The 24431-nt window shown below is 63.6% G+C and carries 25 protein-coding genes and 1 tRNA gene; 15 read left to right on the top strand and 11 right to left on the bottom strand.

Annotated elements, in window-relative coordinates; genetic code table 11:
- The first annotated feature begins 126 nt into the window (after window positions 1–126).
- The 4 genes from E3T39_RS12065 (at window position 127) to E3T39_RS12050 (ending at window position 3710) form a co-directional block, all read left to right on the top strand.
- Window positions 127–1314: a DNA polymerase III subunit delta' gene (locus tag E3T39_RS12065; protein ID WP_134515592.1), complete on the top strand. Its 1188-nt coding sequence runs from the start codon at window positions 127–129 to the stop codon at window positions 1312–1314.
- A 63-nt stretch (window positions 1315–1377) separates the two neighbouring features.
- Window positions 1378–2913: an alpha/beta hydrolase gene (locus E3T39_RS12060; RefSeq protein WP_134515590.1), complete on the top strand. Its 1536-nt coding sequence runs from the start codon at window positions 1378–1380 to the stop codon at window positions 2911–2913.
- Between the two features lie 36 nt (window positions 2914–2949).
- Window positions 2950–3588: a TetR/AcrR family transcriptional regulator gene (locus E3T39_RS12055; protein ID WP_134515588.1), complete on the top strand. Its 639-nt coding sequence runs from the start codon at window positions 2950–2952 to the stop codon at window positions 3586–3588.
- Between the two features lie 46 nt (window positions 3589–3634).
- A tRNA-Thr gene (locus E3T39_RS12050) sits at window positions 3635–3710 on the top strand.
- Between the two features lie 557 nt (window positions 3711–4267).
- Here the strand turns inward: E3T39_RS12050 and E3T39_RS12045 are convergent.
- Complete coding sequence (locus tag E3T39_RS12045) at window positions 4268–4750, bottom strand: hypothetical protein (protein WP_134515586.1); 483 nt, start codon at window positions 4748–4750, stop codon at window positions 4268–4270.
- A gap of 89 nt (window positions 4751–4839) precedes the next feature.
- Window positions 4840–5553, bottom strand: coding sequence for a hypothetical protein (locus E3T39_RS12040; protein ID WP_134515584.1), 714 nt, complete (start codon window positions 5551–5553; stop codon window positions 4840–4842).
- Window positions 5554–5973: 420 nt separating this feature from the next.
- Here E3T39_RS12040 and E3T39_RS12035 point away from each other — a divergent pair, with 420 nt between their 5' ends.
- Complete coding sequence (locus E3T39_RS12035; protein ID WP_241979670.1) at window positions 5974–7047, top strand: tellurite resistance/C4-dicarboxylate transporter family protein; 1074 nt, start codon at window positions 5974–5976, stop codon at window positions 7045–7047.
- A 184-nt stretch (window positions 7048–7231) separates the two neighbouring features.
- Here E3T39_RS12035 and E3T39_RS12030 read toward each other — a convergent pair whose 3' ends face one another.
- Window positions 7232–7645, bottom strand: a complete 414-nt coding sequence (locus E3T39_RS12030; RefSeq protein WP_134515580.1) for a hypothetical protein — start codon at window positions 7643–7645, stop codon at window positions 7232–7234.
- Between the two features lie 275 nt (window positions 7646–7920).
- On the opposite strand from E3T39_RS12030, the gene E3T39_RS12025 reads away from it, so the two are divergent.
- Both E3T39_RS12025 and E3T39_RS12020 read left to right on the top strand, forming a co-directional pair.
- A complete protein-coding gene (locus tag E3T39_RS12025; RefSeq protein WP_134515579.1) occupies window positions 7921–8529 on the top strand; it encodes an SRPBCC family protein in 609 nt (202 codons plus the stop codon).
- On the top strand, window positions 8526–9194 hold the full coding sequence (locus tag E3T39_RS12020; RefSeq protein ID WP_241979669.1) for a DUF4166 domain-containing protein: 669 nt from the start codon (window positions 8526–8528) through the stop codon (window positions 9192–9194). The genes E3T39_RS12025 and E3T39_RS12020 overlap by 4 nt, the downstream gene beginning before the upstream one ends.
- Here E3T39_RS12020 and E3T39_RS12015 read toward each other — a convergent pair.
- The 7 genes from E3T39_RS12015 to arsM form a co-directional block, all read right to left on the bottom strand.
- Window positions 9191–10654 (bottom strand): multicopper oxidase family protein, encoded by a 1464-nt coding sequence (locus E3T39_RS12015; protein ID WP_338145278.1) that lies wholly within the window; start codon window positions 10652–10654, stop codon window positions 9191–9193. The genes E3T39_RS12020 and E3T39_RS12015 overlap by 4 nt on opposite strands.
- Window positions 10651–10905 carry an SHOCT domain-containing protein gene (locus tag E3T39_RS12010; RefSeq protein WP_134515575.1) on the bottom strand — a complete coding sequence of 85 codons (255 nt, stop codon included), beginning with the start codon at window positions 10903–10905 and terminating at the stop codon, window positions 10651–10653. The genes E3T39_RS12015 and E3T39_RS12010 overlap by 4 nt, the downstream gene beginning before the upstream one ends.
- A gap of 68 nt (window positions 10906–10973) precedes the next feature.
- Window positions 10974–11798 carry a F510_1955 family glycosylhydrolase gene (locus E3T39_RS12005; protein WP_134515573.1) on the bottom strand — a complete coding sequence of 275 codons (825 nt, stop codon included), beginning with the start codon at window positions 11796–11798 and terminating at the stop codon, window positions 10974–10976.
- Window positions 11799–11919: 121 nt separating this feature from the next.
- Window positions 11920–12771: a M23 family metallopeptidase gene (locus E3T39_RS12000; protein ID WP_134515571.1), complete on the bottom strand. Its 852-nt coding sequence runs from the start codon at window positions 12769–12771 to the stop codon at window positions 11920–11922.
- Between the two features lie 140 nt (window positions 12772–12911).
- Window positions 12912–13373 (bottom strand): DUF305 domain-containing protein, encoded by a 462-nt coding sequence (locus E3T39_RS11995; RefSeq protein ID WP_241979668.1) that lies wholly within the window; start codon window positions 13371–13373, stop codon window positions 12912–12914.
- A 217-nt stretch (window positions 13374–13590) separates the two neighbouring features.
- On the bottom strand, window positions 13591–13830 hold the full coding sequence (locus E3T39_RS11990; RefSeq protein WP_134515567.1) for a hypothetical protein: 240 nt from the start codon (window positions 13828–13830) through the stop codon (window positions 13591–13593).
- Window positions 13831–14194: 364 nt separating this feature from the next.
- Window positions 14195–14947 (bottom strand): arsenite methyltransferase, encoded by a 753-nt coding sequence (arsM, locus tag E3T39_RS11985; RefSeq protein ID WP_134515565.1) that lies wholly within the window; start codon window positions 14945–14947, stop codon window positions 14195–14197.
- Window positions 14948–15043: 96 nt separating this feature from the next.
- Between arsM and arsD the strand changes: the two genes are divergently transcribed.
- Entirely contained in the window at window positions 15044–15436 is a 393-nt protein-coding gene (gene arsD / locus E3T39_RS11980; RefSeq protein ID WP_134515564.1) for an arsenite efflux transporter metallochaperone ArsD, read from the top strand.
- Between the two features lie 4 nt (window positions 15437–15440).
- Window positions 15441–17192 (top strand): arsenical pump-driving ATPase, encoded by a 1752-nt coding sequence (gene arsA, locus E3T39_RS11975; protein ID WP_134515562.1) that lies wholly within the window; start codon window positions 15441–15443, stop codon window positions 17190–17192.
- Here the strand turns inward: arsA and E3T39_RS11970 are convergent.
- Entirely contained in the window at window positions 17189–17458 is a 270-nt protein-coding gene (locus E3T39_RS11970; RefSeq protein WP_134515560.1) for a hypothetical protein, read from the bottom strand. The two genes, arsA and E3T39_RS11970, sit on opposite strands and share 4 nt — an antisense overlap.
- 58 nt (window positions 17459–17516) lie before the next feature.
- Between E3T39_RS11970 and E3T39_RS11965 the strand changes: the two genes are divergently transcribed.
- The 6 genes from E3T39_RS11965 to E3T39_RS11940 all read left to right on the top strand — a co-directional run bounded on the left by E3T39_RS11965 (window position 17517) and on the right by E3T39_RS11940 (window position 24319).
- Window positions 17517–18899, top strand: coding sequence for a DHA2 family efflux MFS transporter permease subunit (locus E3T39_RS11965; protein WP_134515558.1), 1383 nt, complete (start codon window positions 17517–17519; stop codon window positions 18897–18899).
- Window positions 18896–19882 (top strand): Gfo/Idh/MocA family protein, encoded by a 987-nt coding sequence (locus E3T39_RS11960; RefSeq protein ID WP_134515556.1) that lies wholly within the window; start codon window positions 18896–18898, stop codon window positions 19880–19882. The genes E3T39_RS11965 and E3T39_RS11960 overlap by 4 nt, the downstream gene beginning before the upstream one ends.
- A gap of 33 nt (window positions 19883–19915) precedes the next feature.
- Window positions 19916–21409: a D-alanyl-D-alanine carboxypeptidase/D-alanyl-D-alanine endopeptidase gene (dacB, locus tag E3T39_RS11955; RefSeq protein ID WP_241979667.1), complete on the top strand. Its 1494-nt coding sequence runs from the start codon at window positions 19916–19918 to the stop codon at window positions 21407–21409.
- 18 nt (window positions 21410–21427) lie between these two features.
- Window positions 21428–22018 (top strand): isochorismatase family protein, encoded by a 591-nt coding sequence (locus E3T39_RS11950; RefSeq protein ID WP_134515552.1) that lies wholly within the window; start codon window positions 21428–21430, stop codon window positions 22016–22018.
- Entirely contained in the window at window positions 22015–22746 is a 732-nt protein-coding gene (locus E3T39_RS11945; RefSeq protein ID WP_241979666.1) for an alpha/beta fold hydrolase, read from the top strand. Before E3T39_RS11950 ends, E3T39_RS11945 begins: the two co-directional genes overlap by 4 nt.
- 130 nt (window positions 22747–22876) lie before the next feature.
- Window positions 22877–24319, top strand: coding sequence for an aldehyde dehydrogenase family protein (locus E3T39_RS11940; RefSeq protein WP_134515550.1), 1443 nt, complete (start codon window positions 22877–22879; stop codon window positions 24317–24319).
- Window positions 24320–24431 lie beyond the last annotated feature (112 nt).

The following is a 24431-nucleotide window of genomic DNA, read 5'->3' as shown; positions in this document are numbered from 1 at the left end:
GGCCGGGTCATGCCGTGCGCAACCGGGCCCGTGATCCATCTTCATGGGCCCGCGTTCCGACCCGGGCCCGGAACGCGGGCCAGGCGCGTCGACTGCGGTGTCGGCGGGGCGGGTTACCCTTGACTCATGGCAGTGTGGGACAACCTAACGGGACAGGCCGACGCGATCGCCATCTTTCGGGCGGCGGCGCTGCGGGCACCGTCCGGTACCGGTTCCGCCACCGCCGAATCGTCTTCCATGACGCACGCCTGGCTCATCACCGGTCCGCCGGGTTCCGGCCGCTCTAACCTCGCCTTCGCTTTTGCGGCGGCCCTGCTAAGCCCCGGTACCCCCGATGGCGACCTCGCTGCCGCCCGTCAGGTCGACGCGCGCACCCACCCCGACCTCAGCGTGCTCAGCACTGAGGGCGTCATCATCCCGATGAAGACCGTCAAGGAGGCTGTCGCCCGCTCACAGTACTCGCCGTCGGTCGGTCGCTACCGGGTCGTCGTCGTCGAAGATGCCGACCGCATGGTCGAGCGCACTTCGAACGTGCTCCTCAAGGCCCTCGAAGAACCACCCGAACGCACGGTGTGGATTTTGTGCGCGCCGAGCGAGGCAGATTTGCTCCCCACTATTCGGTCCCGCGTGCGCACAGTGCGCCTACGCGTTCCCAGTGTTGCCGATGTCGCCGACCTCCTCGTGCGCCGCAATGGCGTCGACCCGGCCATTGCAGAACTCAGCGCCCGGCTCGCCCAAAGCCACATCGGCATGGCCAGGCGGCTTGCCACCAATGCGGACGCGCGGGCACGACGCGAGGAGACCCTGCGCGCCGCCCTCGGCATCCGCTCGGTGTCGTCGGCGGTCAATGCGGCCGCCCGGTTGCTCGCGATCGCGGGTGACGACGCGAAGGCAATCACCCTCGAGTTGGATGCCACGGAGCGCGACGGCATGCTGCGCTCGCTCGGAATCGAGGCCGGGCAGTCCGTGCCGCCGGGGCTGCGCGGCCAGATCAAGGATCTCGAGGACGACCAAAAGCGTCGGGCAAAGCGCAGCCTGCACGACGGCATCGACCGCATTCTGGTTGACCTGGCCTCTCTCTACCGGGACGTCTGCATGGTGCAGCTTGGCCGGGAACAAGCTGTGATCAACCGTGAGCTGCTCGCCGAACTGCGCATGGCGAGTGCGGCCAGCGCCCCAGCAGCCACGGTCGCCACGATGGACGCGATTGCCGTGGCACGTCAGCGTATTCAATCCAACGTTGCCCCGGCCCTCGCGCTCGAGGCGATGCTCGTGTCGGCGATCCGTCGCCCACAGCTGCATCACCCACAGTGACTCCCAGCCGCCTTCGGTAGCCTGAACCGCAGCATCCGCTTGACGCCATGAAAGAGGAACACGTTGAACCGACGCAATCGCGTTACCAGTATCGCGGCCGCCGCTCTGACTCTTACACTCGTTCTCAGCGGATGCGCGACCCTCTTCACCGCGAATTCCGCACCCACTGAATCCACGCCCACCGGCGAGCAGGTGACGGACAGCCTCGCTCCGTTCTACAGCCAGGTGCTGCAGTGGAGCGACTGTGGCGACGGCCTGCAGTGCACCGAGGCCACTGCGCCGCTCGACTACACCGACCCGGCCGCCGAGGATATATCGCTCGCCCTGGTGCGTCAGGTCGCCACCGGCAACGACCGGATCGGCTCGCTGTTGGTCAATCCCGGCGGGCCCGGTGGTTCCGGCTATGACTTCGTCAAGGATTCTCTCGACTATGCCACCGACGCCACCCTGCAGGCGAGCTTTGACATCGTCGGTTTCGACCCCCGCGGCGTCGGGCGCTCCTCCGCGGTCTCCTGTTACGGTTCCTCTGCGATGGATAAGTACATCTACGGGCTGACGACCGCAGAGCGCGGCACGGATGCCTGGATTGCCGAGCTGACAGCCTCTTCCGACGCCTTCGCAGCGGCGTGCGCCCAGCGCACCGGGCCGCTGCTCGGCACGGTCGACACCCAGAGCGCCGCCCGCGACCTCGACCTGCTGCGCGCCGTGCTCGGCGACACTCACCTGAACTACCTGGGCTACTCCTATGGCACCTTTCTCGGCGCCACTTATGCCGAACTTTTTCCCGAGAAGGTCGGTCGTCTCGTGCTCGATGGGGCAGTCGACCCGTCGACCAGTAATTTCGAGGTGACCAAGACCCAGGCGGTGGGTTTCGAAAATGCCCTGCGCGCCTACCTCACTGACTGTCTCGAGGGCGAGGACTGCCCTTTCCGAGGGAGCGTGGACAGGGCGATGTCGACGATCGGCGCATTGCTGAATTCGGTGGACGCGAGCCCCATCACCGCTAAGGACGGCCGTCAACTCGGCGGAAACGCGCTCCTCACGGCGATTATCTACCCGCTCTATCAGGCCACAGCGTGGCCGCAACTCAGCGATATGTTTTACACAGTGCTGCACGGCAGCGCCGAGAGCGCGTTTCAATTCGCGGATGCCTACAACGGTCGCGACGTCAACGGTCACTACACCGACAATTCGACCGAGTCGTTCATGGCCATCAACTGCATCGACTACGCCTACAACGCCGACCCGACCGCAATGCGCGCCGAGGCCGCCGAGCTCCAGGCTGCGGCCCCGGTGATCGGTCAGTTCATGAGCTTCGGCGACATCGGCTGTGCCAACTGGCACCACAAATTCACCGGCGAACGCACCGAGATCCACGCGTCAGGAGCGGCACCCATTCTGGTTGTCGGCACCACCAACGATCCGGCAACCCCATACGTCTGGGCGCAGCAGCTGGCCGAACAGCTCGACAGTGGCAGCCTGGTGACCTACACGGGTGAGGGCCACACCGCCTACAACAAGTCGAATTCCTGCGTGAACGATGCTGTCGACTCCTATCTTGTCGACGGTATCGTGCCGGCATCCGACCCGCAGTGCTGACCCAGGCAGTTTTGCGTGCTGTGAAATAATTGGAGCATGTCGATCGAAACTGGGGTGCCCGGACTGCGCGAGCGCAAGCGCCTCGCCACCCGCCGTGCCATTCAGCAGGCCGTACTCACCCTGTCTCGTGAGCGCGGCATCGACCACGTCACCATTGAAGACATCAGCCGGGTTGCCAACGTTTCGCCGCGCACGTTCTTCAACTACTTCCCCTCAAAAGACGCCGCGTTCATCGGCGACTCGCCAAGAATGGCATCCGCTGAAGATATTGAAACCGTTGTCGCCGGCGGCCCCGACAGCGACGTGCTGGCCGACCTGGCAGTGCTGCTCTCCAAGAGCTTGCAGCGCACGGAGGCAGACCGGGAGATCCACCAGCTGCGCCGCTCGGTCATGAAGGAAAACGCCTACCTGTTCGGCATGCGCATGGCCACTCTGCGCGACTTCGAAGACCAATTGCAGCAGATCATCCAGAGACGCTTCACAGCGGATGCTCCGGCTCTCGCTCAGGACCAGGCCGAGCTGAACCAGCGCGCGCTGCTGTTCACCCTGGTGGCCGTGGCAGCCATCCGTCATGCCTGGCGGTGCTGGGCTGAGGACGATGGAGCGAGCACGTTGTCGGACCGCGTTGACGCGTCATTCGCCGAGGTGTACAGAATCACCCGCAGAAACGACTAGGCTTGGCTGCTGTGTCACCGAGTGCCTTATGAGGTGTTCTGGTAACGCCGCCTTAGCTCAGTTGGTAGAGCATCTCACTCGTAATGAGAAGGTCGTCAGTTCGATTCTGACAGGCGGCTCCACTAAAACTCCTGGTCAGATAGAGTTTCTGAAACAGGCTTTTCGGTATGTTTGTTCGGATTTGCCGGATTTGCCCACAATTTGCCCATATTGTTTTAAGTGCGCGGATATTGAGGGCGTCTGCAACGGCGTCTAAATCGTCTTCAAAGAGGTTCTCCGGCATTGCTGCCGCGCGGGGATCGACTCCTCATGGGTGAAGTCAGGTCGATTGTCACGTCGGTGCCGCCAGCAGCGATTGTGGTGCGACTCGTCTCGGCGCAGGCGTCGCCGACCAGCAACGTTTAGTTCGTGACGTTGTCGTTTCATTCGTGCAGGCGACATGCTCAGTAGCTGTTGAGGCGCATGGAGCCATTGTCCCGACTTTCGCGCACGAAGGTCGGACCGCGCGTCCGCAAGAGGGACCCTGACGGGCTCAGAATCCGTCGCCAGGCCTTCGAATTGCCGCAGAGCAGGAGCAACCTCACTTGGGAATGGCTCGAGACCACCGTGGCGGTTCGCCCGAGACCCAAGGGCGAGGTCCGGCGCCTGGCGGTGTCGACTTCGGCTGAGACTGCCGATATTAGCTGTGCTCGCGGACGGCGACGCGAAGGTCGAGGAGTTGTTGGGTGTGTACCGGGACGTGGTCCTCTGCGAGTCCGTCGATGAGGCTTGCAAGGGGAAGGGGCCGGTCAAGCACGAGGTCGTCGTTAGAGAGCAGGAGCGCCGGGATCAGCACCGAGGAAGCGTGGCCGCCGAGTTGATCGGCAATGTCGCACAGTATCGTGGCTTGACTTCGAACGTGGTCGATCAAGTCGGCCCTACCTGCGTGGTCGGCGATTATCCGGTCCAGATTCCAGGAATCGAGAGAAATCCGGTTGTCGAAGCTGGGACGCGAGCCCGCAACAACTCCGAGCGCAACCGCCGCTATTGCGGCATCCACGCTGAGGAGATGAGCCAGAATCTGATCGGCGTTCCAACCCCCGTCAGCGGCTTCGCCGAAATCGGGAAGTGCTGCCACTTCGAACAGCTTTTGATATGCGCTGCGCAGTGCTGTCGTGACCATTGGGGTCCTCCTTTATCTGCAGTCCCTAAGCTCGGAGGCCCTCACCCTACACGAGCCCGAACTGGCACCAATGTCCGTGCCGAGTACAACTACCCCTTCGACGAGGCGAAAGAGCTGACGCAGTCACCCTGATTCTTGAAGACGGGACTCGTGCTAGTTTCCCACCCGCCGTTTTTGCAGTTGTCCTTGCCCGCGAGCACAGTCTGAGTTCCGAACGTGTATTCAGTGCCAGCGAAGTTGATCGCGTTGAGGACGCCATCGCCCTTGACTCCTGAACCGAGGGAGAAGCCGAACGCGGTGACGTCAGCGTTCGGGAAGGCGGTCCGCCACTGGCCGAGGGTGCCGTGGTTGTCGCTGCCGAATCCGCCCATGTGGGACGGTGCTCCGTCCTTGACGAACAGGTCTGCGGAGTTGCTCAACCACCAGTCGTCGCCATAGGTGCCAGGCTCTCCGACGAGGATCCCATCGGCAGTGCCGTCAGCGTCGAAGTCGACGATGAGCTGGGTGCCGGGGATGCCCCCGGCTGTGTTCGTGTACTCAAGGTTTGGTTCGCCGGCTGCGGCGAGCAGGGTGTTCGTGTCGACGTACTCAGCGACCTTGTCTGTGCTGGTGGTCGAGTCGGTATAAATGTGGAGACCGGAAGCGACCACTTCGTAGTGCCCTGTCGCCCTCGTGTCAGAAAGTGCGGAGTTGAAGCTGTCCGGTACGTAGAGGACGCTGCTGGCGGCGTTCGCAGGTACTACAATGGCGAGACTGACGGCTGCGGCAACGATGCCGACCAGGCCGAGCGAAATTTTTCTCATGCGGGGATTCCGTTCTTCCACCACGCAAAACCATGAGCGCGGGAGTGCGTCACAGCTGTGAGGATTATGCGCTTACTGTACAGGGGGATCGCCCACGAAACGGAATAAATAACACGGCGAGAATGGACGGCTCGAACTAGCCGTCTCAACTCCCACTGGCCTACGTAAGTGATGCTGTTTTTGGTGATCACGTCGAGCTAAAAAAGACCATAAAATCAACGATTTTGACGCCCCGCGGCGTGTTTTCGGGCACCCATCGGTCACTCGTAATGAAAAGGTCGTCAGTTCGATTCTGACAGGCGGCTCCATGGCTTGAATGCGGTCGCCGATCCCAACCTGCGCCAGAAAGTTCGTCACGCGCACAGATTACAACTGGACACGCGAGAGCCGCGAGTTCCGCTCGGAGGGTAACCTGTAATGATGGCGTCCGAGCGAAGTGTGCGAGTGCGCGCCGCCGTACGCACGATGCCACCTGGATATTTCGCCATGGTCATGGCCACCGGCATCCTCTCGATCGGCATGAACTTGATCGGGGTCGCAGGCCTCAGCTACGCGCTCCTGGTGGTCTGCGCCGGAGCTTATCTGGCACTCCTGGTTCTGACTACATGGCGGTTCGTGGCGTTCCGATCAGACTTTCTCGATGACCTGCACGACCCGAACCGGGGATTCCAGTTCTTCACCTTCGTCGCCGGCACCAATGTGCTGGCTGCGCGTTTGGCCGTGGAAGGATGGTTTCTTGCGGCAACGGTGCTCCTGGGCGTGGCTGGTGTGGCCTGGGTCGTGCTCGGTTACGCGGTGCCCTGGCTCGCTGTACTGGGCCGCACGGCACGCCCCGTACTGGGGTCGGCAAACGGAACCTGGTTTATCTGGGTCGTTGCGAGCCAGTCGGTCGCCGTCGTGGCAGCGGCGCTCGAACCGGTCGCGGGCGATGCCAGGGCGCTGCTCGCGGTACTGGCCATATTGTCGTGGTCGGTCGGCATTTTCCTCTATGGAGCCGCTGGGGTGTTCGTCTCACTGCGCCTGATGCTCTACACACTGCGGCCGGAAGATCTCGATCCGCCGTACTGGGTATCGATGGGCGCCTGCGCGATCACAGTTCTGGCCGGCGCCCGCATCGTCGAAATGGCGGATGCTCCGATGGTAAGCGCGACTCGCGGACTGGTCGGCGGCATATCCGTGATGTTCTGGGCTTTCGCGACCTGGCTCATCCCCGTGCTCATCGCCGTGGGGATCTGGCGTCACTTCAAACGCCACGTACCACTGCGCTATCAAGCGACACTGTGGAGCATCGCGTTCCCCGTCGGAATGTATGCCGTCGCCGGAATCTATCTGGGTCAGGCCGACACGCTGCCGCTCGTCGGCCAGATTGGTACCGTCACGCTGTGGGCCGCGCTGGTCGTATGGCTCCTCGTTTTCACAGCGATGGCGCGCCAACCGTTCCGGGCAGGTCGCGTCCGACGTGATGCCCGACGGCACGAGAACGCCGTTCAGTAGCCGTCGGCCGACCATCACGGTTCCGATCCATCGGTCGTTGTCGAATGGCCCCGGTATGGTCGATGTCACTCCGTCGAGTGCGCGCTGCAGATCAAGTTCCGGCGGATTCCGCGGGCGGTCGGCAATCGCTGCTTTCGCCATCAGAGGGCTCGCCAGTCTGGTTCCGGCTTGGAAACGTCGCTGCTCAAGTCTCGCGTCGAAGGGCAGTGATTCCCACATAGGCGAGCGCTGCTGTCCCGCAAGTTCCGAGGAGACCAGCGAGGAATGCCGCATCAACGCCGAACCCGCCGCTGAAGCTGATGACGACGTACCCGACAACCGCTAGAAGCACGAGGGCGACATAGGACAGTACGACGAGCCAACCTGCCGGTGAGCGAACGACGGACATGAGAATCACCGCCGCCAACGGTGCAAGCATCATCCCGCCGAAAAGGAGAGCCGGTGCAACCCTGACCTCAGGGCCCTGGCACGGGGCGACGAGGTTGCACATGGTGGGGAATCCTTGCGCCATCCAGAATACGAGCCAAGTAACGACCACAATGGCCACTGCGGGAAGCACTAATACGAGGCGATTTTTCAACCGAATTTTGGAAGTCATGTCACGAGTGTGGCATTACAAAGCGCAGTACGCGGCACGACAGAGTCATACGATGACAACTCGTTGCCGCTCAGGCTGCGTAGCCATCTCAAAGGGTCTAGGGGCGTTCTGATCAAGGCGGACGAGCGCCAAGCTCCGGCACCTCTAAGGTCATGAGCGTCGCGGAAAACGCCCTCACTGGGCGACGTTTCACCGTTCGAGGACGATCTATGAGGATCGTTTTTTGTCGCGGCTCGCGATTCGGGCAATTTTCGTCGATGAGGCATGCTGGGTTCATGGGCGAGACGGCGATCTATGTGGAGATCGAGATCAAAGCCGATGTTGACCGTGTGTGGCAGCTCACTCAAGACCCGGATCAGCATCCACGGTGGGATCTGCGTTTTAGCTCTATCAGCCCGATCGCGACGATTCCGACTGGTGGAAGCCGCTTCATCTACCAGCGTCGGCTGCTCTTTCATACGATTAGGGGGACGGGTACCTCGCTCGGAGAGAAGCAGCGGCCCGACGGAACACTGACGTCGGCGCTGCGTTTTACGACGGATGACCGCCTTTCGCCGCTCCGAGCAGGACGAGGCTACTGGCGGTACATTCCAACGTCCCAGGGGACGACGTTCATAACCGGCTTTGACTATGAGCCGGGGTGGGGTCGGCTGATCGACCGGCTGGTCATGCGGCGGATTATTGGATGGATGACCGCGTGGAGCTTTGACCGCCTACGAATCTGGGCCGAAACCGGAACGCTGCCAGAGCGGTGGACGATCGGGTCCGTCCTCGCGTTCTGGCGCCCGGGCCGGCCGCAGGCTGCGCGATGCCGGCGGACACCCCGGCGCGGCAACGCCATGACCCTGGCTCCCACATCCCTGCACACGCTGGAGGCACCGTGACGTCGATCTTTCAGGAATCTTTAGGCGCAGACTTCGACCGGTTGCATCCGATGTTGCAACGACGATTCGGAGTCGGTCTGCACGCCGGCTACGCGTGCATCGGTCGCGGCACGATGCTGCGGATCAGTCGAGGGCCATGGTGGACGATCCCGTTCCTGCGCCTTGGAAAGATACGCAATATCCTCATTCCCGACCTCGGCACAAACGTACCGTTCACGATCTGGAACTACCCCTACCTCGACCCCTACGGGCGCGAGACCGTCACCTTCGTGCGCGAGTACCAGGTCCGCGACCGGCCCAGCCGGTTCGACGCAACTATGGTCCTCAGCGGCGGCAAAGTCCTGGATTACCTGGGTACGCATCAGCATCTGGCAGTTGACCTCGACCTGTCGGTTCAACCGGACGGGTCACTACGGTTGCGTTCGGGCGCTCAACGCTTCTACGAGGGCCCCGTCGCGTTCCGGTTTCCCATGCTGTTCAGCGGTCGGGCAGAACTGCACGAATCCTACGACGACGCAGCTGGCGTCTACCGAGTCAGACTCGACGTGCGAAACCGTGTCTTTGGATTCCTGTTCGGCTACGAAGGGGAATTCACCTGCGACTTCGTTGAAGCTTCCGACGCTCCAGAGCGCCTCAAGCCCCGTCGACACGAACGGCGCGTTTAGAGCGCTTGAATGATGCCCATCATGCCGGCATCTTCGTGGTCGAGGACATGGCAGTGATAGACGGTTCGTCCGCTGAAATCATCGAACTTGACCCGAACGCGCACGGTGCTGCGTGCCGGTATGTTCACGACGTCCTGCCAGATGACCGACTCGACTGGTCGGTCATCCTGTTCAATGATCTGCATCGGCCAGACGTGCAGGTGCAGAGGGTGATCGAGAGTGCTGGTGTTGGTGAGAGTCCATTCTTCGACGCTTCCAAATTGCACGGTCGTGTCGATATGGGTGGCATCAAATGCGCGGTCGTTGATCGTAGCTGACATCATGCCGCCGCGCATGCTGCCACCCATTCCCATGGCGAACACCAACTGGCGGCGAGCGGTGACGGCCACCGACCGGAGGTCGTTTGGTGCAGGCTGGTCCGGTATCGCGGTCAATTCGGTGATGCGGGCGTCGGCCACTACGAGCATAGCCAACGCAATATCGACGGAGGTAGAGGTGCCGCCGCCCATCATTCCGCCGGTTGCGCCGCGGTCGTAGGGGAGGGCCCGAAGCGTGGACGTGCCGACGCGACCCGTCACCAGGAGATCGGCACGATTGCCTGGGGCTAAGGCAACCTCGTCAACATCGCGGGCGGATTCGAACCGGCCGGAGTCGATTCCGAGAAGGGTGAGCTGCTGACCGTCGAGTCGAAGCCGCAGGAAGCGAGAGGTGCACGCATTGATGACCCGCCAGCGTTCACGCTCGCCTGCGCCAGCGTTCAATGTGGGGGAGAGTTGCCCGTTGACCAGAACGAGCTCGCCCTCGCGACCCGACATCTTCTGCATCGCCGTGGCAGTTGGAATGGTGCCGGATGAATCGAAGGTGATGTCGGAGATGACAAGTACGCGCTCCCGGGTAGCGGGAATCTCCTCGGGGTCTTCCACGATGATGGCGCCATAGAGACCTCCGAACACTTGGTCGGCGACGAAACCGTGATGGTGCGGGTGATACCAGTACACGCCCGGAGCGTGATTGTTGGGCAGTTCGTACTGGTAGTCGAACGAGTCGCCGGCTTCGATCGTGACGAACATGTTGTCGCTATTGTTCTCCGGAGAAACGTGGAGGCCGTGCACGTGCAGGTTGCTCGGATCGGTCAGGCCATTACGCAGGCTGACATTGAGAATGTCGCCGGCGCGAACGCGCAGTGTGGGGCCAGGAACGCCCCCGTTGTAACTGAGTGCGCGCACGTCGCGTCCGGCAATGCTTACGTGCTGAGACGACGATTCCAGGGCCACCGTCAGCACACCGTTGGAGCTGCGTAATTCGGTGGGCTGAACGAGGTCGGCCCCAGACACGGCTTCCGAAGCCAGCGGTCTTCCCGATTTTTGATTCACGAGGAAGCCAGTTGCTCCGATGGCTACCCCGCCAATCCCTACCCCGCCAAGAATGAGAGCGTTTCGGCGGCTAATGTCAGCCATCATCGGCCTTCCGCGAGCACCCGGACCAGTTCGCGGTACTGCTCTGCCGCCAGCTCCCCGCGAGCGAATCGCTCGTCGAGGATCTTCCGCGCGCTGGTCAGATCAGGCGACGCGGGGACGGACGGTGAGGAGGGGCTATTCTGCCCGTTTTTGGTAGATAAGCGAATGACGAGATACACGAGGATGGCGATGCCAACCAAAGCCAGCAATCCGAACCCCCAGGACCAACCCAGGCTTCCATTGCCCCACATCATGATGCGATTCCTTTCGTGATTTGTAAATATTTAATCATACCGCTGGGGGTATCTTTTCTGACTTCCTGCTAGCTGGAGAGCGATACCAGTGCGGTCCAGGTGTTTCCAAAGTCACTGCTGGCGGCGATGCCGGTGGCATCCGCGACGAGGATCCAGGGTGCGGATCCGCCGACGACGGTGAACGCTTCGGGGGTGCGACCGGTCGTTCCGGTTTGCGCCCACGTCTGGCCGTCCTGGCGCCAGACTCCGCCGTTGGGATCGAGACCGACCAATCCTCCGGCGGCGGAATCCAGCAGGAGCAGCGCCGGTGCGCCAGCCAACGCGGTGAAAGTGCGGCCCGCATCGGCGCTCACCAGCACGCCCGAGGCGGTCGTTGCGTAGAGCCGATCGACCTGGGATGGATCCGCGCTCAGGTCGCGGAGTGCGAGCTGCGCTCCCGCTGACCAGGTGAGGCCGGAGTCGTCACTGACGGAAATGCCCCCGGCGCCCGCGTCGTACCCGTAGACGCGGAGGGTGCCGTCGTCGAGGGGGACAGCATCCAGATCGTGAAAATCGGTCTTGCCGGCCAGCGACAACGGTGACCACGACGACGCACCGTCTGTGCTGGAGATAAGTCCCAAATTAGGGAGCGCCAGATCGCTGGGTTCGGCTGGATCGGGGTGACCCGATGCCATCAACTGGCCGGGCGCGGCCACGGTAAAGCCCATCGTGTCCTGCGCCAGGCCGCCGAGCTGCACGGGTTGGGTCGTGTCGGCTCGTGGCGCTCCGGCCAGATAGGTGTCGGGCAGCACTCCGGTCGGGATGAGCCACACCCCCTGGTGCGTGGCAGCGTAGGTGTCTCCAGTGAGAGGGTCGGCGCCGAGGCCATGCACGTGTTCGAAAGCGGTTGCCATCGGGGCAGTGCTGGGTGATACCGCCGTCGAGTCCAAATCGTTGGCAGAACACCCCGTCAGAACCATGAGGCCAACGAGCGGTACGGACAAGGCAATCACTCGGCGTGTTGATCGCTTGCATTTAACCAAGAGTGACTCCTCTGGAGCTCATGAATGATTCGGCGTTGGTGCCTTCGCCGTCGACGCGCGTTTCGAAGTGCACGTGGCAGCCGCTCGACGCACCCGTTGACCCCACCAGGGCGATAATTTCACCGGCTACAACGAGCTGACCGGAGTCAACGAGGAGCTGACTGTTGTGGGCATAGCCCGTTTCGATGCCGTCACCGTGGTCGATGAGAACCCAGTTGCCATAGGAGCCCTGGGCGCCCGAGGTGACAACTTTTCCTCCGGTCGCAGCGAAGACGGGCTGGCCGCAGGGAGCGGCAATGTCGGTGCCGTTGTGAAAGTCGCCGACACCATCAACTGGCTTGTTCGGGCGAGAACCAAACGGGCTCGATATTCTGCCCAGAACTGGTAGAGCCCAACCTTGATCGCTGAGCTGGCCCGGACTCAGGCTGGCGTATTCCCCGTTGGTGGCAACTTCGGTATACGAGGCGGGTTCAGGCGCTTCCGTGATGGTGTATCCATCGCGTTCAATGGGGACGGATGTTGTACCCGCGGCTGTGACGCTTTGTAGATCGGCCGTCTTCTCGGCGCTCGCAGCAGAGGCCTGCGGTGGTTCTGGGTTGACAGCGAGTGCGGGTAGGGACGTGCCAATCGCGAGGAGCGCGATCATCGCCATGGCGCTGGCTGCCGCAGCACGCTGGCGCAGGGGGATGGGCCGGAGGGGGACTTTGACCGGTGGCGCCGTTCTCGGTGAGCCGGATCGGCCCGCACGAACCAGATTCTCCATTGCGCGCACATCGCGGCGTGACATTTGCGGAATTGCACCGGAGATGTGCGGGGCCGTGGCGACGTGACCGGTGCTATCCACGGAGCACTGCCCCGGGAGTAGTCATCAGGTGAAAAAATTGTCGGCGATACATAAATATGTCCTTGCAGGTGAATCAGAAAACGAACGGTGGTGTCCAAGGGCGGGCTCTGGAGAAAAGAACCCGCCCCGAATGTGCCGCTCTAGAGTGAGGCGAGAAGCTCGGCCATGACGGCGATTTCAGCCGTCTGCGTCTTGACGATGTTGGCGGCCATCGCCTGCGCATCCGCATTCTCCCCCTCATCAATTTCGAGCTGCGCCATCGCGACGGCGCCCTTGTGGTGCGCAGTCATCTGTTCGAGGAACAAGGTGCTGGCCTCCGCTCCGTCGGCGTCCTGCAGCGTCATCATGTCGTCTTCGGACATCATCCCGTCAGAGCTGCCGCCCATGCCTGACATGCTGTTGTCATCTTCGCCCCACGCCGTCAACCAATCTTTCAACTGGGTGATCTCCGGTTCCTGGGCAGCCTTGATCTCGGTCGCGAGGTCGATCACGCTTTGATCGAGGCCGTCCTTCGCGAGAAGATCATCGCTCATTTGAACGGCCTGTTCATGATGGGGGATCATCATCTGTGCAAAGGTCACGTCGGCGGAATTGAACGCCACTGTGCTGTGGCTGGCAGAGGGGCTCGCTGAATCGGCGGCCGGGCTGCCGCCAGCGCATGAGGTGAGGGTGAGAGCTGCCGCCAAGGTCACAGCAACATACAAGAAAGTTCGTGGTTTAAGCATCGTTCATCCATTCGTCATTTGGCAGTAAAAACCGGGTGGCCGCGGGCACGGCAAAGTTCCGACGCCAGATGCTGGCTCGGAACTGTATCTCGGTCTAAACGCGACAGATGGACAGCAGAGTGAGGCTGGGCCGCTGACTCGGTTGGGCGGCGGCGCGCCATGATTTCGGAATCATGCCCGTATCGAGCAGACGCCGATACCGGGTCGGGAGTCGAGTCAGCAATACCATAACGACGAGAGTGAGTAGCAGAACGCACGTCATCGCCAGCAGAGCGCAATCAAGCATGCCGTCGAGGCTTCCGGACGAGATTGCCGCGATGACGGGAGCAGCCATGACCGCAGCCATACCCGTCACCGGAGTGTGGTGCTCAGCAATAATCGCTGAAGCAGTAACGGGCGATGCAGCAGGGACAAGCGTGTGCATGGCATGCCCGGTGGTCTCAGAATGGATGGCAAAAACTGCGAAAAGCAGTGCGGCCAGAGCGAGTAAGGAGACGAAAGGCGACACAGAGACGGGTGCAACCAGTCGTCGCACCGCACGATCCAGCGTCATTTCACCTACTTCTCTGCCCGCAGCCCAAGACCGAGCTGTCAAATGTCTTCCCTCGCAGAATACCGCACGGCCGGCGGCGAATCCTGAGTGCCTTCAGGACTGCTGTTTGCGGGGTGCGAGTGTGACCGGTCGCTTCACGAAAAGACTAGACGCTGGGTTTGACCGCTTTGACGATGCTCCCGTGCATTTCAGGGGCGACTTCGTGGGTATATTCCACGGTCGAGTCGACAAATCCTGCTGCGGCGAGCGCGTCGAGGTACTCCTGGTTCGAAAGAGCCCCGGCGATACAACCGGTGTAACTGCCGCGCTCGATGCGTTCCTCCGCGCTCAGGTGGTTTTCGGCCACCACGTCGGAGATTCCGAGGCGCCCGCCAGGCTTCAAGACCCGGAACATCTCGGAGATGACCGCATTCTTGTCAGCGGACAGGTTGATCACGCAGTTGGAGATGATGACGTCGATGCTGTCGTCGGCCAGGGGGATGGCCTCCATCTGCCCTTTGATGAACTCGACGTTGGTGGCGTCGGCCTTGGCCGCATTGGCCCGGGCGAGTGCGAGCATCTCATCGGTCATGTCGAGCCCGTAGGCAAAGCCGGTCGGGCCCACGCGGCGGGCGGAGAGCAGCACGTCGATGCCGCCGCCGGAGCCGAGGTCGAGCACCGTTTCACCCGGGTGCAGGTCGGCGACGGCCGTCGGATTGCCACAGCCCAGACTGGCCAGAAATGCTTCCTCGGGAATCTCTAAATTTTTGTCGCCGGTATAGAGCGCTGAGCCGAACACGTCGCCGTTGCCCAAATCGGTCGGCACGCAGCACGATGCACTTGGGGCGTCGCTCAATTGCAGTGCGGCCGTCGCGTATCGCTCGCGAACAAGCTCCGTGATCTCAGATTTCTCGGTCATGAATTGATCCTTTCCGGTAGGTGCGGCACCAGCCTACTGCTACATTGATACTTATCGATATAGCGAGCGACGACTGAACTTTTGAGGGAGATCGACATGGCTGCCATCCGAATCTACGAACCGGCACTGTGCTGCGACACCGGAGTCTGCGGCGTCGACGTCGACCAGTCCCTGGTCGAGGTGACGGCGACCGTGCGCAGTCTGCAGGACCTTGGCGCTGACATCCGGCGCCATAACCTGGCCACCGACCCGCTCGCCTTCACCACGGATGAGACCGTGCGCGCCTTCATGCACGTCGTCGGTTCGACCGGACTGCCGCTCACCGTCGTCGACGGCGTCACCGTCGCGACCGGCACCTACCCCTCGAAATCCCAGCTGCTCGCCTTCGCCGGCCTCGCTCCCGTCACGAGCGAGCCAGCCGAGCGACCCCAGCTCGGCCTGACCGAGAAATCGGAAAGCGGATGCTGCGGCGCCACCGGCTGCTGCTAGCAGTATGAAGTTTCTCAAAGACCCGCCTCGATTTCTGTTTTTCACCGGCAAGGGTGGCGTCGGCAAGACATCCGTTGCCTGCGCTTCCGCCATTGAACTTGCCACCCGGGGCCGCCGTGTGTTGCTGGTGAGTACCGACCCGGCCTCCAACATCGGACAGGTTTTCGGTCTCACGATCGGCAACACAGTCACTCCGATTGACGCGATTGCCGGTCTCAATGCCCTTGAAATCGACCCGGAGCAGGCCGCGGATGCCTATCGCGAACGCATCATCGCCCCGGTGCGGGGGCTCCTGCCGGAGCGTGAGCTCGCGAGCATCGCTGAGGGCCTGTCCGGTTCGTGCACTACCGAGGTCGCCTCGTTCGACGAGTTCACGAACCTCTTGACCGATGACAGCCTGCTGGCGACCTACGACCACATCGTGTTCGACACCGCGCCGACCGGCCACACCATTCGTCTGCTGCAGCTGCCCGGCTCCTGGACGGAATTCCTCGACGCGGGCAAGGGCGATCCGTCGTGCCTCGGCCCGCTATCCGGGCTGGAGAAGCACAAGACGGTGTACGCGGCCGCGGTCGCTGCCCTGGCCGACCCCGCGCGCACGCGGCTGGTGCTCGTGGCGCGCGCGCAGGCATCCGCTTTGAGCGAGATCGATCGCACCCACGGTGAGCTGGCGCAGATCGGAATTCTCGGCGGCTATGTCGTTATCAATGGGATGCTGCCAGCCGGCGCGGGAACTGAGCCGATAGCCGCAGCGGTACGCAAACGCGAGTCGGCCGCGCTGAACGATTTTCCGCCGGCCATCGGTATGTTGCCGCGCGACCTGCTCGAGCTCAAGACCGGCAACATGATGGGCATTAGCGCGCTGCGCACCCTGTTTCAGGCCGGCAACGATGTTGCAGTGCCGCCGCAGACTCCGGTCGAAGTGGCCGATGCCCCGCTCAGCCAGTTCGTCGACGAACTGGAACCGACCGGGCACGGCCTGATTTTGTGCATGGGAAAAGGTGGCGTCGGCAAAACCACGATCGCTGCAGCAATCGCCGTTGCCCTGGCCCAGCGCGGCCACGCTGTGCACCTGACCACGACGGACCCGGCAGCCCACTTGGTCGATACCCTGCACGGAAGCCTGCCGGGGCTGCGTGTCTCGCGTATTGACCCGGACGAGGCGATTCGAGAGTATCGGAATCACGTTATGGCTACCAAGGGGAAGAATCTCGACGCCGACGGCCGGGCCGCCCTGGCCGAAGACCTGCTCTCGCCGTGCACCGATGAGGTCGCCGTGTTCCGGCAATTTTCACAGGCCGTGCACGAATCGCGTCGCGAATTCGTTGTCGTCGACACCGCTCCGACCGGCCACACCCTGCTGTTGCTCGATGCCACCGGGTCGTACCATCGTGAAATTGCGCGTCAGATGGGCGAGAGTATGTCTTTCGTGACCCCGCTGATGCGGCTGCAGGATCCGGCGCTGACCAAGGTGCTGCTCGTCACACTGGCCGAGACGACGCCGGTGCTCGAGGCCGAGGAACTTCAGCAGGATCTCCAGCGAGCCGGAATCCAGCCGTGGGGCTGGGTGGTCAACAATTCCATTGCCGCAGCGCGCCCCGAGACGCCGTTTTTGCAGGCGCGCGCTGCGAACGAAGCCATCCAGATCGACAGGGTGTTCGACCATGCCGATCGGGTCGCGATCGTGCCGTTGCTGGCCGATGAACCGATCGGTGTTGACAGGCTCGCCGCGCTAACGGCGCCCGGTCGCGGTTAGACGGCCATTCCGGGGTGCACCTTGACGACGGTGATGTTCTTCGTGGGCTGAACGGTTTTCGCCGGCGCCCGGGAGAAACCTTTTGCTCCCTCGAGGCGGTTCTGTCCGCGAAACTCGGCCAGGGCGTCGTCAAAGATGGCGTTCAGCCGGGTTCCGCTGAACTCTTCCGAGGCCCCTCCGGTGAAGCTAATGCTGATGAGTGAGTTGTCGGGAAAGTGGCGGTTCATGCGGATGAAGCCATCGGCATCCTGCTGCAGGGTGATCATTGGTCTAGTCTGACCTATTAATTGCACGCCGCGGCGGCACGTGGGGTTAACTCGAATCATGACTCGTTCACCGACCGATACCCAACGACTCGTTCTCGTGGTCGCGGTGCTGGCCTCGTTCATTGCCTTCCTGGACGGCACCGTCATCAATGTGGCCCTCCCCGCGATCACCCGCGAACTTGGTGGTGGTATCTCGACCCAGCAGTGGGTCGTCGACGCCTACCTGATCACCCTCGGCGGCATTATTCTGCTGGCCGGTTCGCTCTCCGACGCGTTCGGGCGCAAGCGGGTGTTGTATTGGGGTCTGGTGGGCTTCGCCGCGGCATCCGTTCTCTGTGCGGTGGCTCCGAGCGCTCCCTTTCTGATCGGCGCACGTGCCCTACAGGGCGTTGCCGGTGCGCTGCTGGTGCCGAGCTCGCTCGCCCTCATCTTCAGCACGTTTTCGGGTGCCGGCCAGGCCCGCGCGATCGGAACCTGGACCGCCTGGACCAGCACCGCCTTCATCGCCGGCCCGCTCATCGGTGGTCTGCTGGTCGACCTGGTGTCGTGGCGACTGGTGTTCGCCATCAACATCGTGCCGATCGCGCTCACCCTGGTCCTGTTGGCGCGGTTGCCGGGCGACCGGTCAGAGGATGCCGCGCCCCGCGTCGACGTCATCGGAGCGGTCCTCGGAGTGCTCGGCGTGGCGCTGCCCGTCTTCGCGTTGATCGAACAGGCCAACTTCGGCTGGGGCAGTCCGATCATTCTGGTGCCGCTCATCGTCGGTTTGCTGAGTTTTGCGGCGTTTATCTGGCATGAAAACCGCGTGAAAGCGCCGATGATGCCGCTCAGCCTGTTTCGGGTGCGCAACTTTTGGGTGGGAAACGTCGCGACGACTCTGATCTACGCCGCCTTGTCGCTCGGCACGTTCCTGCTCGCTGTCTTCTTGCAACAGGTCGGCGGATACAGCGCGACGCTCGCTGGGTTGGCCCTGCTGCCAGTAAGTATTTTGAGCATCGCCCTGTCCGCCGTCATCGGCCGTCTGGCTGGCCGATTTGGCCCGCGCCTGTTCATGTGCGCTGGGCCGATCATCGCCGGTATCGGGTTTTTCGTCATGCTGCGCATCGACTCGAGCGTTGCCTATTCCAGCCAGGTTCTGCCCGGAGTCATCATCTTTGGTCTGGGCCTGACGATCACGGTCGCGCCGCTGACCTCCGCCATTCTGGGCGCCATAGAACCCGGCCGGGCCGGCATCGCCTCCGCGGTCAATAACGCGATCTCCCGGGTCGCCGGGCTGGTGGCCATCGCCGCGGCAAGCATTATCGTGGGCCCGGTGCTCGACGTCGACGGGTTCCACCGCGCCGCAATCGTCACCGGAATTCTGCTGGTCGGAGGCGGAATCATCTCGGGTATCGGCATCCAGAACCCCGTGTCGGTACCGGCCGATAAGCTCCAGGCATGACAGATTCGATTCGCTGGGGAATCCTGGCCACCGGCGGCATTGCCCACCTGTTCACGAGCGACCTCGTACAGAACGGCCACACGGTGCAGGCCGTCGGGTCGCGCAGTCAGGCGTCAGGGGATGCCTTCGCCGCCGAATTCGGCATTCCCACGGCACATCCCAGCTACGAAGCGCTGGTCAACGATCCCGAGGTCGACGTCATCTACGTGTCGACACCGCATCCGTTTCATGCCGAGCACGCTGCCCTCGCGTTGAATGCGGGTAAACACGTGCTGATCGAGAAGCCGATCGCGCTCAACGCCAGAGAAGCCCGACAGATCGTCGACCTGGCCGCGAGCAAGAATCTGCTCGTGCTCGAAGCCATGTGGACCCGGTTTCTGCCGCATATGGTTCGTATCCGCGAGATTCTGGCGGCCGGCACGCTCGGCGACGTGCGCAGCCTGCTCGCCGACCATACCCAGGACCTTCCCGACGACCCGGAACACAGGATCAATTCCCTGGCCCTGGGCGGCGGTGCCCTGCTCGACTTGGGGGTCTATCCGGTGAATTTCGCGCACGCTGTCTTCGGGGTGCCCGAAACGATCCTGGCCAGTGCCTCGTTCAAGACCACCGGAGCGGATGCCCAGGTAGCGACGATTTTTCGCTATACGGGTGGGCAAATCGCCACGACCTTCTCGGCGAGCGATACCCTCGGCCCCACCTCGGCGTCGATCGTCGGCGCCGAGGGGCGCATTGACATCGACGCCGTCTGGTACGCGCCAACCGGTTTTCGGGTACTGGACAACGTGGGCACCGTGCTCGAAACGTATGTGTCGACCGAGTTCCCCGGCCGCGGAATGCACTTCGAAGCGCTCGAAGCCGAGGCCCTGATTCGTGCCGGCAAGGTCTCGAGCGACATCATGCCGGCCGAAGAATCGGTCGCCATCATGCACACTCTTGACGCGGTTCGGGCCAGGATCGGCCTGCGCTACCCGGGTGAATAGCTGGCCCGACGGCGCGTCGGATACCATACGGAGGTGGATGAAAGCGTGCAGACACCCGTAGCCCCCGCGGCCGACCCTGCCCCGCGCAGCGGAATCGGCGCAGTCTTCGCCCGGTACCGCCGGGCCTGGCTGATCGCCGCCGGTGCTCTCGTCTTCGTACTGCTGGGCAGTGGAGCCGTCTTCGCCGGAACCCAGACCGGCGCGGCCGAGCCGGCTGCGGCATCCGTTGTGGCGTCACCCGCGGCCGCGCCGAGCCCCACTCCCACCATCGACCCGGCTCGGCCGGTGCCCGCCGAAGGGACCACGGCCAGCCGGCTGCGTACCTGCTCGGTCGCCGGGCTCGCCGCCGACACCCGCCTCGCCGATTTTCAGGCGCACGTCGTCAATGCCAGCACCGGCGAGGTGTTGTTCGACCGGGGTGGATCGACCGCCTCACGTACGGCGAGCGTCATGAAGGTGCTCACCTCGGCCGCCGCCCTCAACGTGCTCGGCAGTGACTACCGGGCCACGACCCGTGTCGTAAAGGGCGCCGAACCCGGTCAGGTCGTGCTTGTCGGCGGGGGAGACCTCACCCTGTCGCGGCTGCCCACGGGTCAGGAGCCGTTCTACACCGGCGCCGCCCACCTCGACGACCTCGCCACCCAGACCATGGTCGCTTGGGCCGCCGACCCGAGTAATCCGCCGATCACCTCGCTCGTGCTCGACGCCTCGTACTTTTCCGGCCCCGACTGGGACGAGGGCTGGGCCCGCACCGAGCTCGGCCTCGGCTCCATGCCCGAGATCACCGCGCTGATGGTCGACGGTGACCGCAACGACCCGACTCGCAGCACGTCGGCGCGCAGCGAAGACCCGATTGCCCGGGCCGGTCAGGCCTTTGCCGACGCGCTCGGCGGGGGCCTCAGTATCAGTTCGGCCACCGCCCCGGCCGGTACCGCCCAACTTGGTGCCGTGCAGTCCGCGCCGGTGTCAACGCTCATTCAGCAGTCCCTAATTGTGAGTGACAACACCATCGCAGAGATGCTCGCCCGCCTCGTTGCCATCGAACACGGTGCCGGCAACTCCTTCTCCGCACTGCAGCAGGGCATCGTCGGTGGCCTCGCCGCCTACGGCATCGACACGACCGGAATGATCATCAAGGACGGCTCGGGCCTCAGCCCCCACAATGCTGTCTCGCCCGCCTACCTGACGGCCCTGTTTATTAAGGTCAACGCCCGCGAGGGCAACCTCGGCGTGCTCTTCGACGGGCTGCCGATCGCCGGCGGACCTGGCGGGTCCCTCTCGTACAACGACCGTTTCGCCGGTGCGAATGCCGCCGCCGACGGCGCAGTGTTCGCCAAGACCGGTTGGATCGACACCGGCTACACGCTCGCCGGGGTCATTCGCGCCGCCGATGGTACCCCACTCACCTTCGCCATCTATGCCATCAGTAACGTGGCCATCGGCAACGTGAGCTCGAGCGCTAAAATCGCCATCGACACACTGGCCACCGGGTTCTTTCACTGCGGCGACAATCTGTCCAATAACTGACCATTCGAAGGAGACATCGTGACCCGTGCACTGTTCATCATCGACGTTCAGAATGACTTCACCGAGGGTGGCGCGCTCGGCGTTGACGGGGGCAACGCGGTCGCGGCGGGCGTGAGCGCTCTGCTGGCAGAGCATCCGCTTGCCTATAAATATGTCTTCGCCTCGCGCGACTGGCACGATATCGGCAACGACAACGGTGGTCACTTCGCCCGCGATACCGCCCCCGATTACGTCACGACCTGGCCGGTGCACTGCGTTGCCGGCACCGCGGGCGCCGAATACCACAAAGCACTAACCACGGATGCCGTGACCTTTCACATTCGCAAGGGCCAGGGCAAGCCAGCGTATTCCATCTTCGAGGGCACCACCGAGGCCGGACAGACCGTGGGGGCGTTGCTGAGTGAGCGGGGGGTGACGGAGGTCGACGTCGTCGGCCTCGCCACTGACTACTGCGTGCGGGCCTCTGCCCTCGACGCGCTCGAACACGGCCAGCACGTGCGCGTGCTGACCGACCTGGTGGCCGGGGTCGCCGCCGAATCGACCGCGACGGCCCTCGCCGAGCTGGCGCATGCCGGCGCGGTGTTCGCCGCGAGTGACGCCGTCGAGTGACAGAGTTCGCGAGACGGCTCGACGGTGTGCGTATCGCCTTCGACGCCGCGCCGGGGGAGCGGCCGGTTCTGCTCGTGCACGGTTTCGCGTCGACCGCGGCGGTCACCTGGACTGGCTCGGGGTGGGTGCGGGCGCTCGGGGAAGTCGGGCGGGGCGCGATCGCGCCCGACCTGCGCGGGCACGGGCGCAGCGACAGACCGCACCGCTTTGCCGACTATCTACCGAGGCAGCTGGCCGCCGACCTCGTGGCCGTGCTCGACACCCTCGAGCTCGAGCAGGTCGACGTAATCGGCTATTCCCTGGGGTCGCGGGTCGTGGCCGCCTTGGCCAGGCTTGCGCCCGAACGCGTGCGCAGCCTCGTGCTCGGCGGGGCCGGGCCGCACGAACTATTCGATACCTGGGATCAGGGCGAGGTCAACCGGTTCCTGCGGTCTGGCGACGTTCCTTCCGACCCGACCATTGCCGCGGTACTCGGGCCGGCGATCATCGCCGGAGCCGACCGGGAGGCGCTGTTGGCGTGCGTGCAGGGGATGGCCGGATGCACCCTGGACGTGCCGGCGGGCATCCCACAATTGTTCGTGGCGGGTGGCGCCGACCAGATTCCGGCCGGGGTAGCCGCCCTCGCGGCCGACCGCGGTGCCGGGTATGTCGAACTGCCCGGCCACACCCACCTCAGCGCGCTGACCGCCCGCGAGTTCAAGCACGCTGCTCTGGAGTTCTTGAACTGAGCCCCGGGCCCGGGCATGATGTGCGCGGGATGGTGGGTGGGCAGCGCTCTCGTGCAAGTGGTTGCGCATGCTCGCGCCTACGGTGGAGCCACGGCGGGATTCCAGTCGCCGCACTCAACGTGGAGGACTCATGACAACGAACGACACCCTGGCAACTCCGACGCTCGACACCTTTGAGGGGCTGCTCGCGGCCATCACCCCCGCAACGGGCGAGACACGCGAGATTCTGGACCCCGCGACGGGCGCGGTCGTTGGCCTCGCCCCGGTGCACAACGCCGACGACCTAGAAGCTGCCATCGCCGCGGCAACGCTGGCCCAGCCGGCTTGGGCTGCCCTCGGTCACGAAGCCCGCAGCGCCGTCATGGTACGTGCCGCCGACGCGATCGACGCCGCAGCTGAAGCTCTCGCCCAGCTTCTCTCCCGCGAACAGGGAAAACCACTCAACGGACCCAACGCGCGCTTTGAGGTGGGCGGAGCATCCGCATGGCTGCGCACCGCGGCGGCGACTGTGCTGGACTCCGAGGTGCTCATAGACGACGGCACCACCCACGCCGCGATCACCTACCGCCCGATCGGCGTCGTCGGCGCGATCGGCCCGTGGAATTGGCCGATGATGATCTCGATCTGGCAGATTGCTCCCGCCCTGCGCATGGGCAACGCCGTCGTCGTCAAGCCGTCCGAGTACACGCCGCTCAGCGTGCTCGCCCTCGTCGCCGTGCTCAACCAGGTGCTGCCAGAGGGGCTTGTCACCGTCGTCTCCGGCGGCCGCGCGATCGGCGCCGGCCTCGCCGTGCACCCGAGCATCGGCAAGGTCATGTTCACCGGCTCGACAGCGACCGGCAAAGCCATCATCAAGAGCTCGGCCGACACGGTCAAGCGCCTCACCCTCGAACTCGGCGGCAACGACGCCGGCATCGTGCTGCGCGATGCCGACCCGCAAGCCATCGCCGAGGGACTGTTCTGGGGTGCGTTCATCAACACCGGCCAGACCTGTGCCGCGCTCAAGCGCCTGTACGTGCACGACGACATCTACGACGCGGTCTGCGACGCGCTGACCGCGGTCGCCGCGAAGATGCCGATGGGCGTCGGACTCGACGAGAACAACGTGCTCGGGCCGCTGCAGAACAAGGCACAGTTTGATATTGTCGCCGGTCTCGTGCAGGCCGCCAAGGATTCCGGAGCCCGCGTGCTCATCGGCGGCAACCCCGACCTGGACGCCCCCGGCTTCTTCTACCCGACCACCCTCATCGCGGACATCGACGACGACAACCCACTTGTACGCGAGGAGCAGTTCGGGCCGGCGCTTCCAATCATCCGCTATACCGACCTCGACGAGGTCATTGCACGTGCGAACAGTGTTGACGTCGGTCTCGGCGGTTCGGTTTGGTCGAGCGACCTGGTTGCCGCCCGCGCGGTGGCCGCGCGCCTGGATACCGGCACGGTCTGGATCAACGCGCACGGCGCAGTGCACCCGATGATTCCTTTCGGCGGGTCCAAGCAGTCCGGCTACGGGCTCGAGTTTGGCGTTGAGGGTCTCAAGGCGCTCGGTGTGCCGCAGGTCATCAACGGTTAGACCCGGCACTGTAACGCCGCACCTCCCGCTCATTCGCAGCGGCGGGTGCGGCGTTTCTCGTTTCATTTACGAAGAACCTGACCGAGGAGATGCCCAGCAATCCGACGTGATC

Source organism: Cryobacterium suzukii (genome assembly GCF_004403185.1).
Taxonomy (GTDB): Bacteria; Actinomycetota; Actinomycetes; order Actinomycetales; family Microbacteriaceae; genus Cryobacterium; species Cryobacterium suzukii.
Note: the sequence above shows the minus strand (reverse complement) of the source record. Positions and strands in the feature narration are given on the sequence as shown.

Excerpts from the sequence above, each read along its gene's own strand:
- E3T39_RS12045 (WP_134515586.1), bottom strand. The coding sequence starts at position 4,750 with ATGGTCACGACAGCACTGCGCAGCGCATATCAAAAGCTGTTCGAAGTG.
- arsD (WP_134515564.1), top strand. The coding sequence starts at position 15,044 with ATGGCTGCCATCCGAATCTACGAACCGGCACTGTGCTGCGACACCGGA.
- E3T39_RS12035 (WP_241979670.1), top strand. The coding sequence starts at position 5,974 with ATGGCGTCCGAGCGAAGTGTGCGAGTGCGCGCCGCCGTACGCACGATG.
- arsA (WP_134515562.1), top strand. The coding sequence starts at position 15,441 with ATGAAGTTTCTCAAAGACCCGCCTCGATTTCTGTTTTTCACCGGCAAG.
- arsM (WP_134515565.1), bottom strand. The coding sequence starts at position 14,947 with ATGACCGAGAAATCTGAGATCACGGAGCTTGTTCGCGAGCGATACGCG.
- E3T39_RS11970 (WP_134515560.1), bottom strand. The coding sequence starts at position 17,458 with ATGATCACCCTGCAGCAGGATGCCGATGGCTTCATCCGCATGAACCGC.
- E3T39_RS12030 (WP_134515580.1), bottom strand. The coding sequence starts at position 7,645 with ATGACTTCCAAAATTCGGTTGAAAAATCGCCTCGTATTAGTGCTTCCC.
- E3T39_RS11960 (WP_134515556.1), top strand. The coding sequence starts at position 18,896 with ATGACAGATTCGATTCGCTGGGGAATCCTGGCCACCGGCGGCATTGCC.
- E3T39_RS12015 (WP_338145278.1), bottom strand. The coding sequence starts at position 10,654 with ATGATGGCTGACATTAGCCGCCGAAACGCTCTCATTCTTGGCGGGGTA.
- E3T39_RS12055 (WP_134515588.1), top strand. The coding sequence starts at position 2,950 with ATGTCGATCGAAACTGGGGTGCCCGGACTGCGCGAGCGCAAGCGCCTC.
- E3T39_RS12025 (WP_134515579.1), top strand. The coding sequence starts at position 7,921 with ATGGGCGAGACGGCGATCTATGTGGAGATCGAGATCAAAGCCGATGTT.
- E3T39_RS11990 (WP_134515567.1), bottom strand. The coding sequence starts at position 13,830 with ATGGCTGCTCCCGTCATCGCGGCAATCTCGTCCGGAAGCCTCGACGGC.
- E3T39_RS11965 (WP_134515558.1), top strand. The coding sequence starts at position 17,517 with ATGACTCGTTCACCGACCGATACCCAACGACTCGTTCTCGTGGTCGCG.
- E3T39_RS11940 (WP_134515550.1), top strand. The coding sequence starts at position 22,877 with ATGACAACGAACGACACCCTGGCAACTCCGACGCTCGACACCTTTGAG.
- E3T39_RS12005 (WP_134515573.1), bottom strand. The coding sequence starts at position 11,798 with ATGGCAACCGCTTTCGAACACGTGCATGGCCTCGGCGCCGACCCTCTC.
- E3T39_RS12040 (WP_134515584.1), bottom strand. The coding sequence starts at position 5,553 with ATGAGAAAAATTTCGCTCGGCCTGGTCGGCATCGTTGCCGCAGCCGTC.
- E3T39_RS12010 (WP_134515575.1), bottom strand. The coding sequence starts at position 10,905 with ATGATGTGGGGCAATGGAAGCCTGGGTTGGTCCTGGGGGTTCGGATTG.
- E3T39_RS12065 (WP_134515592.1), top strand. The coding sequence starts at position 127 with ATGGCAGTGTGGGACAACCTAACGGGACAGGCCGACGCGATCGCCATC.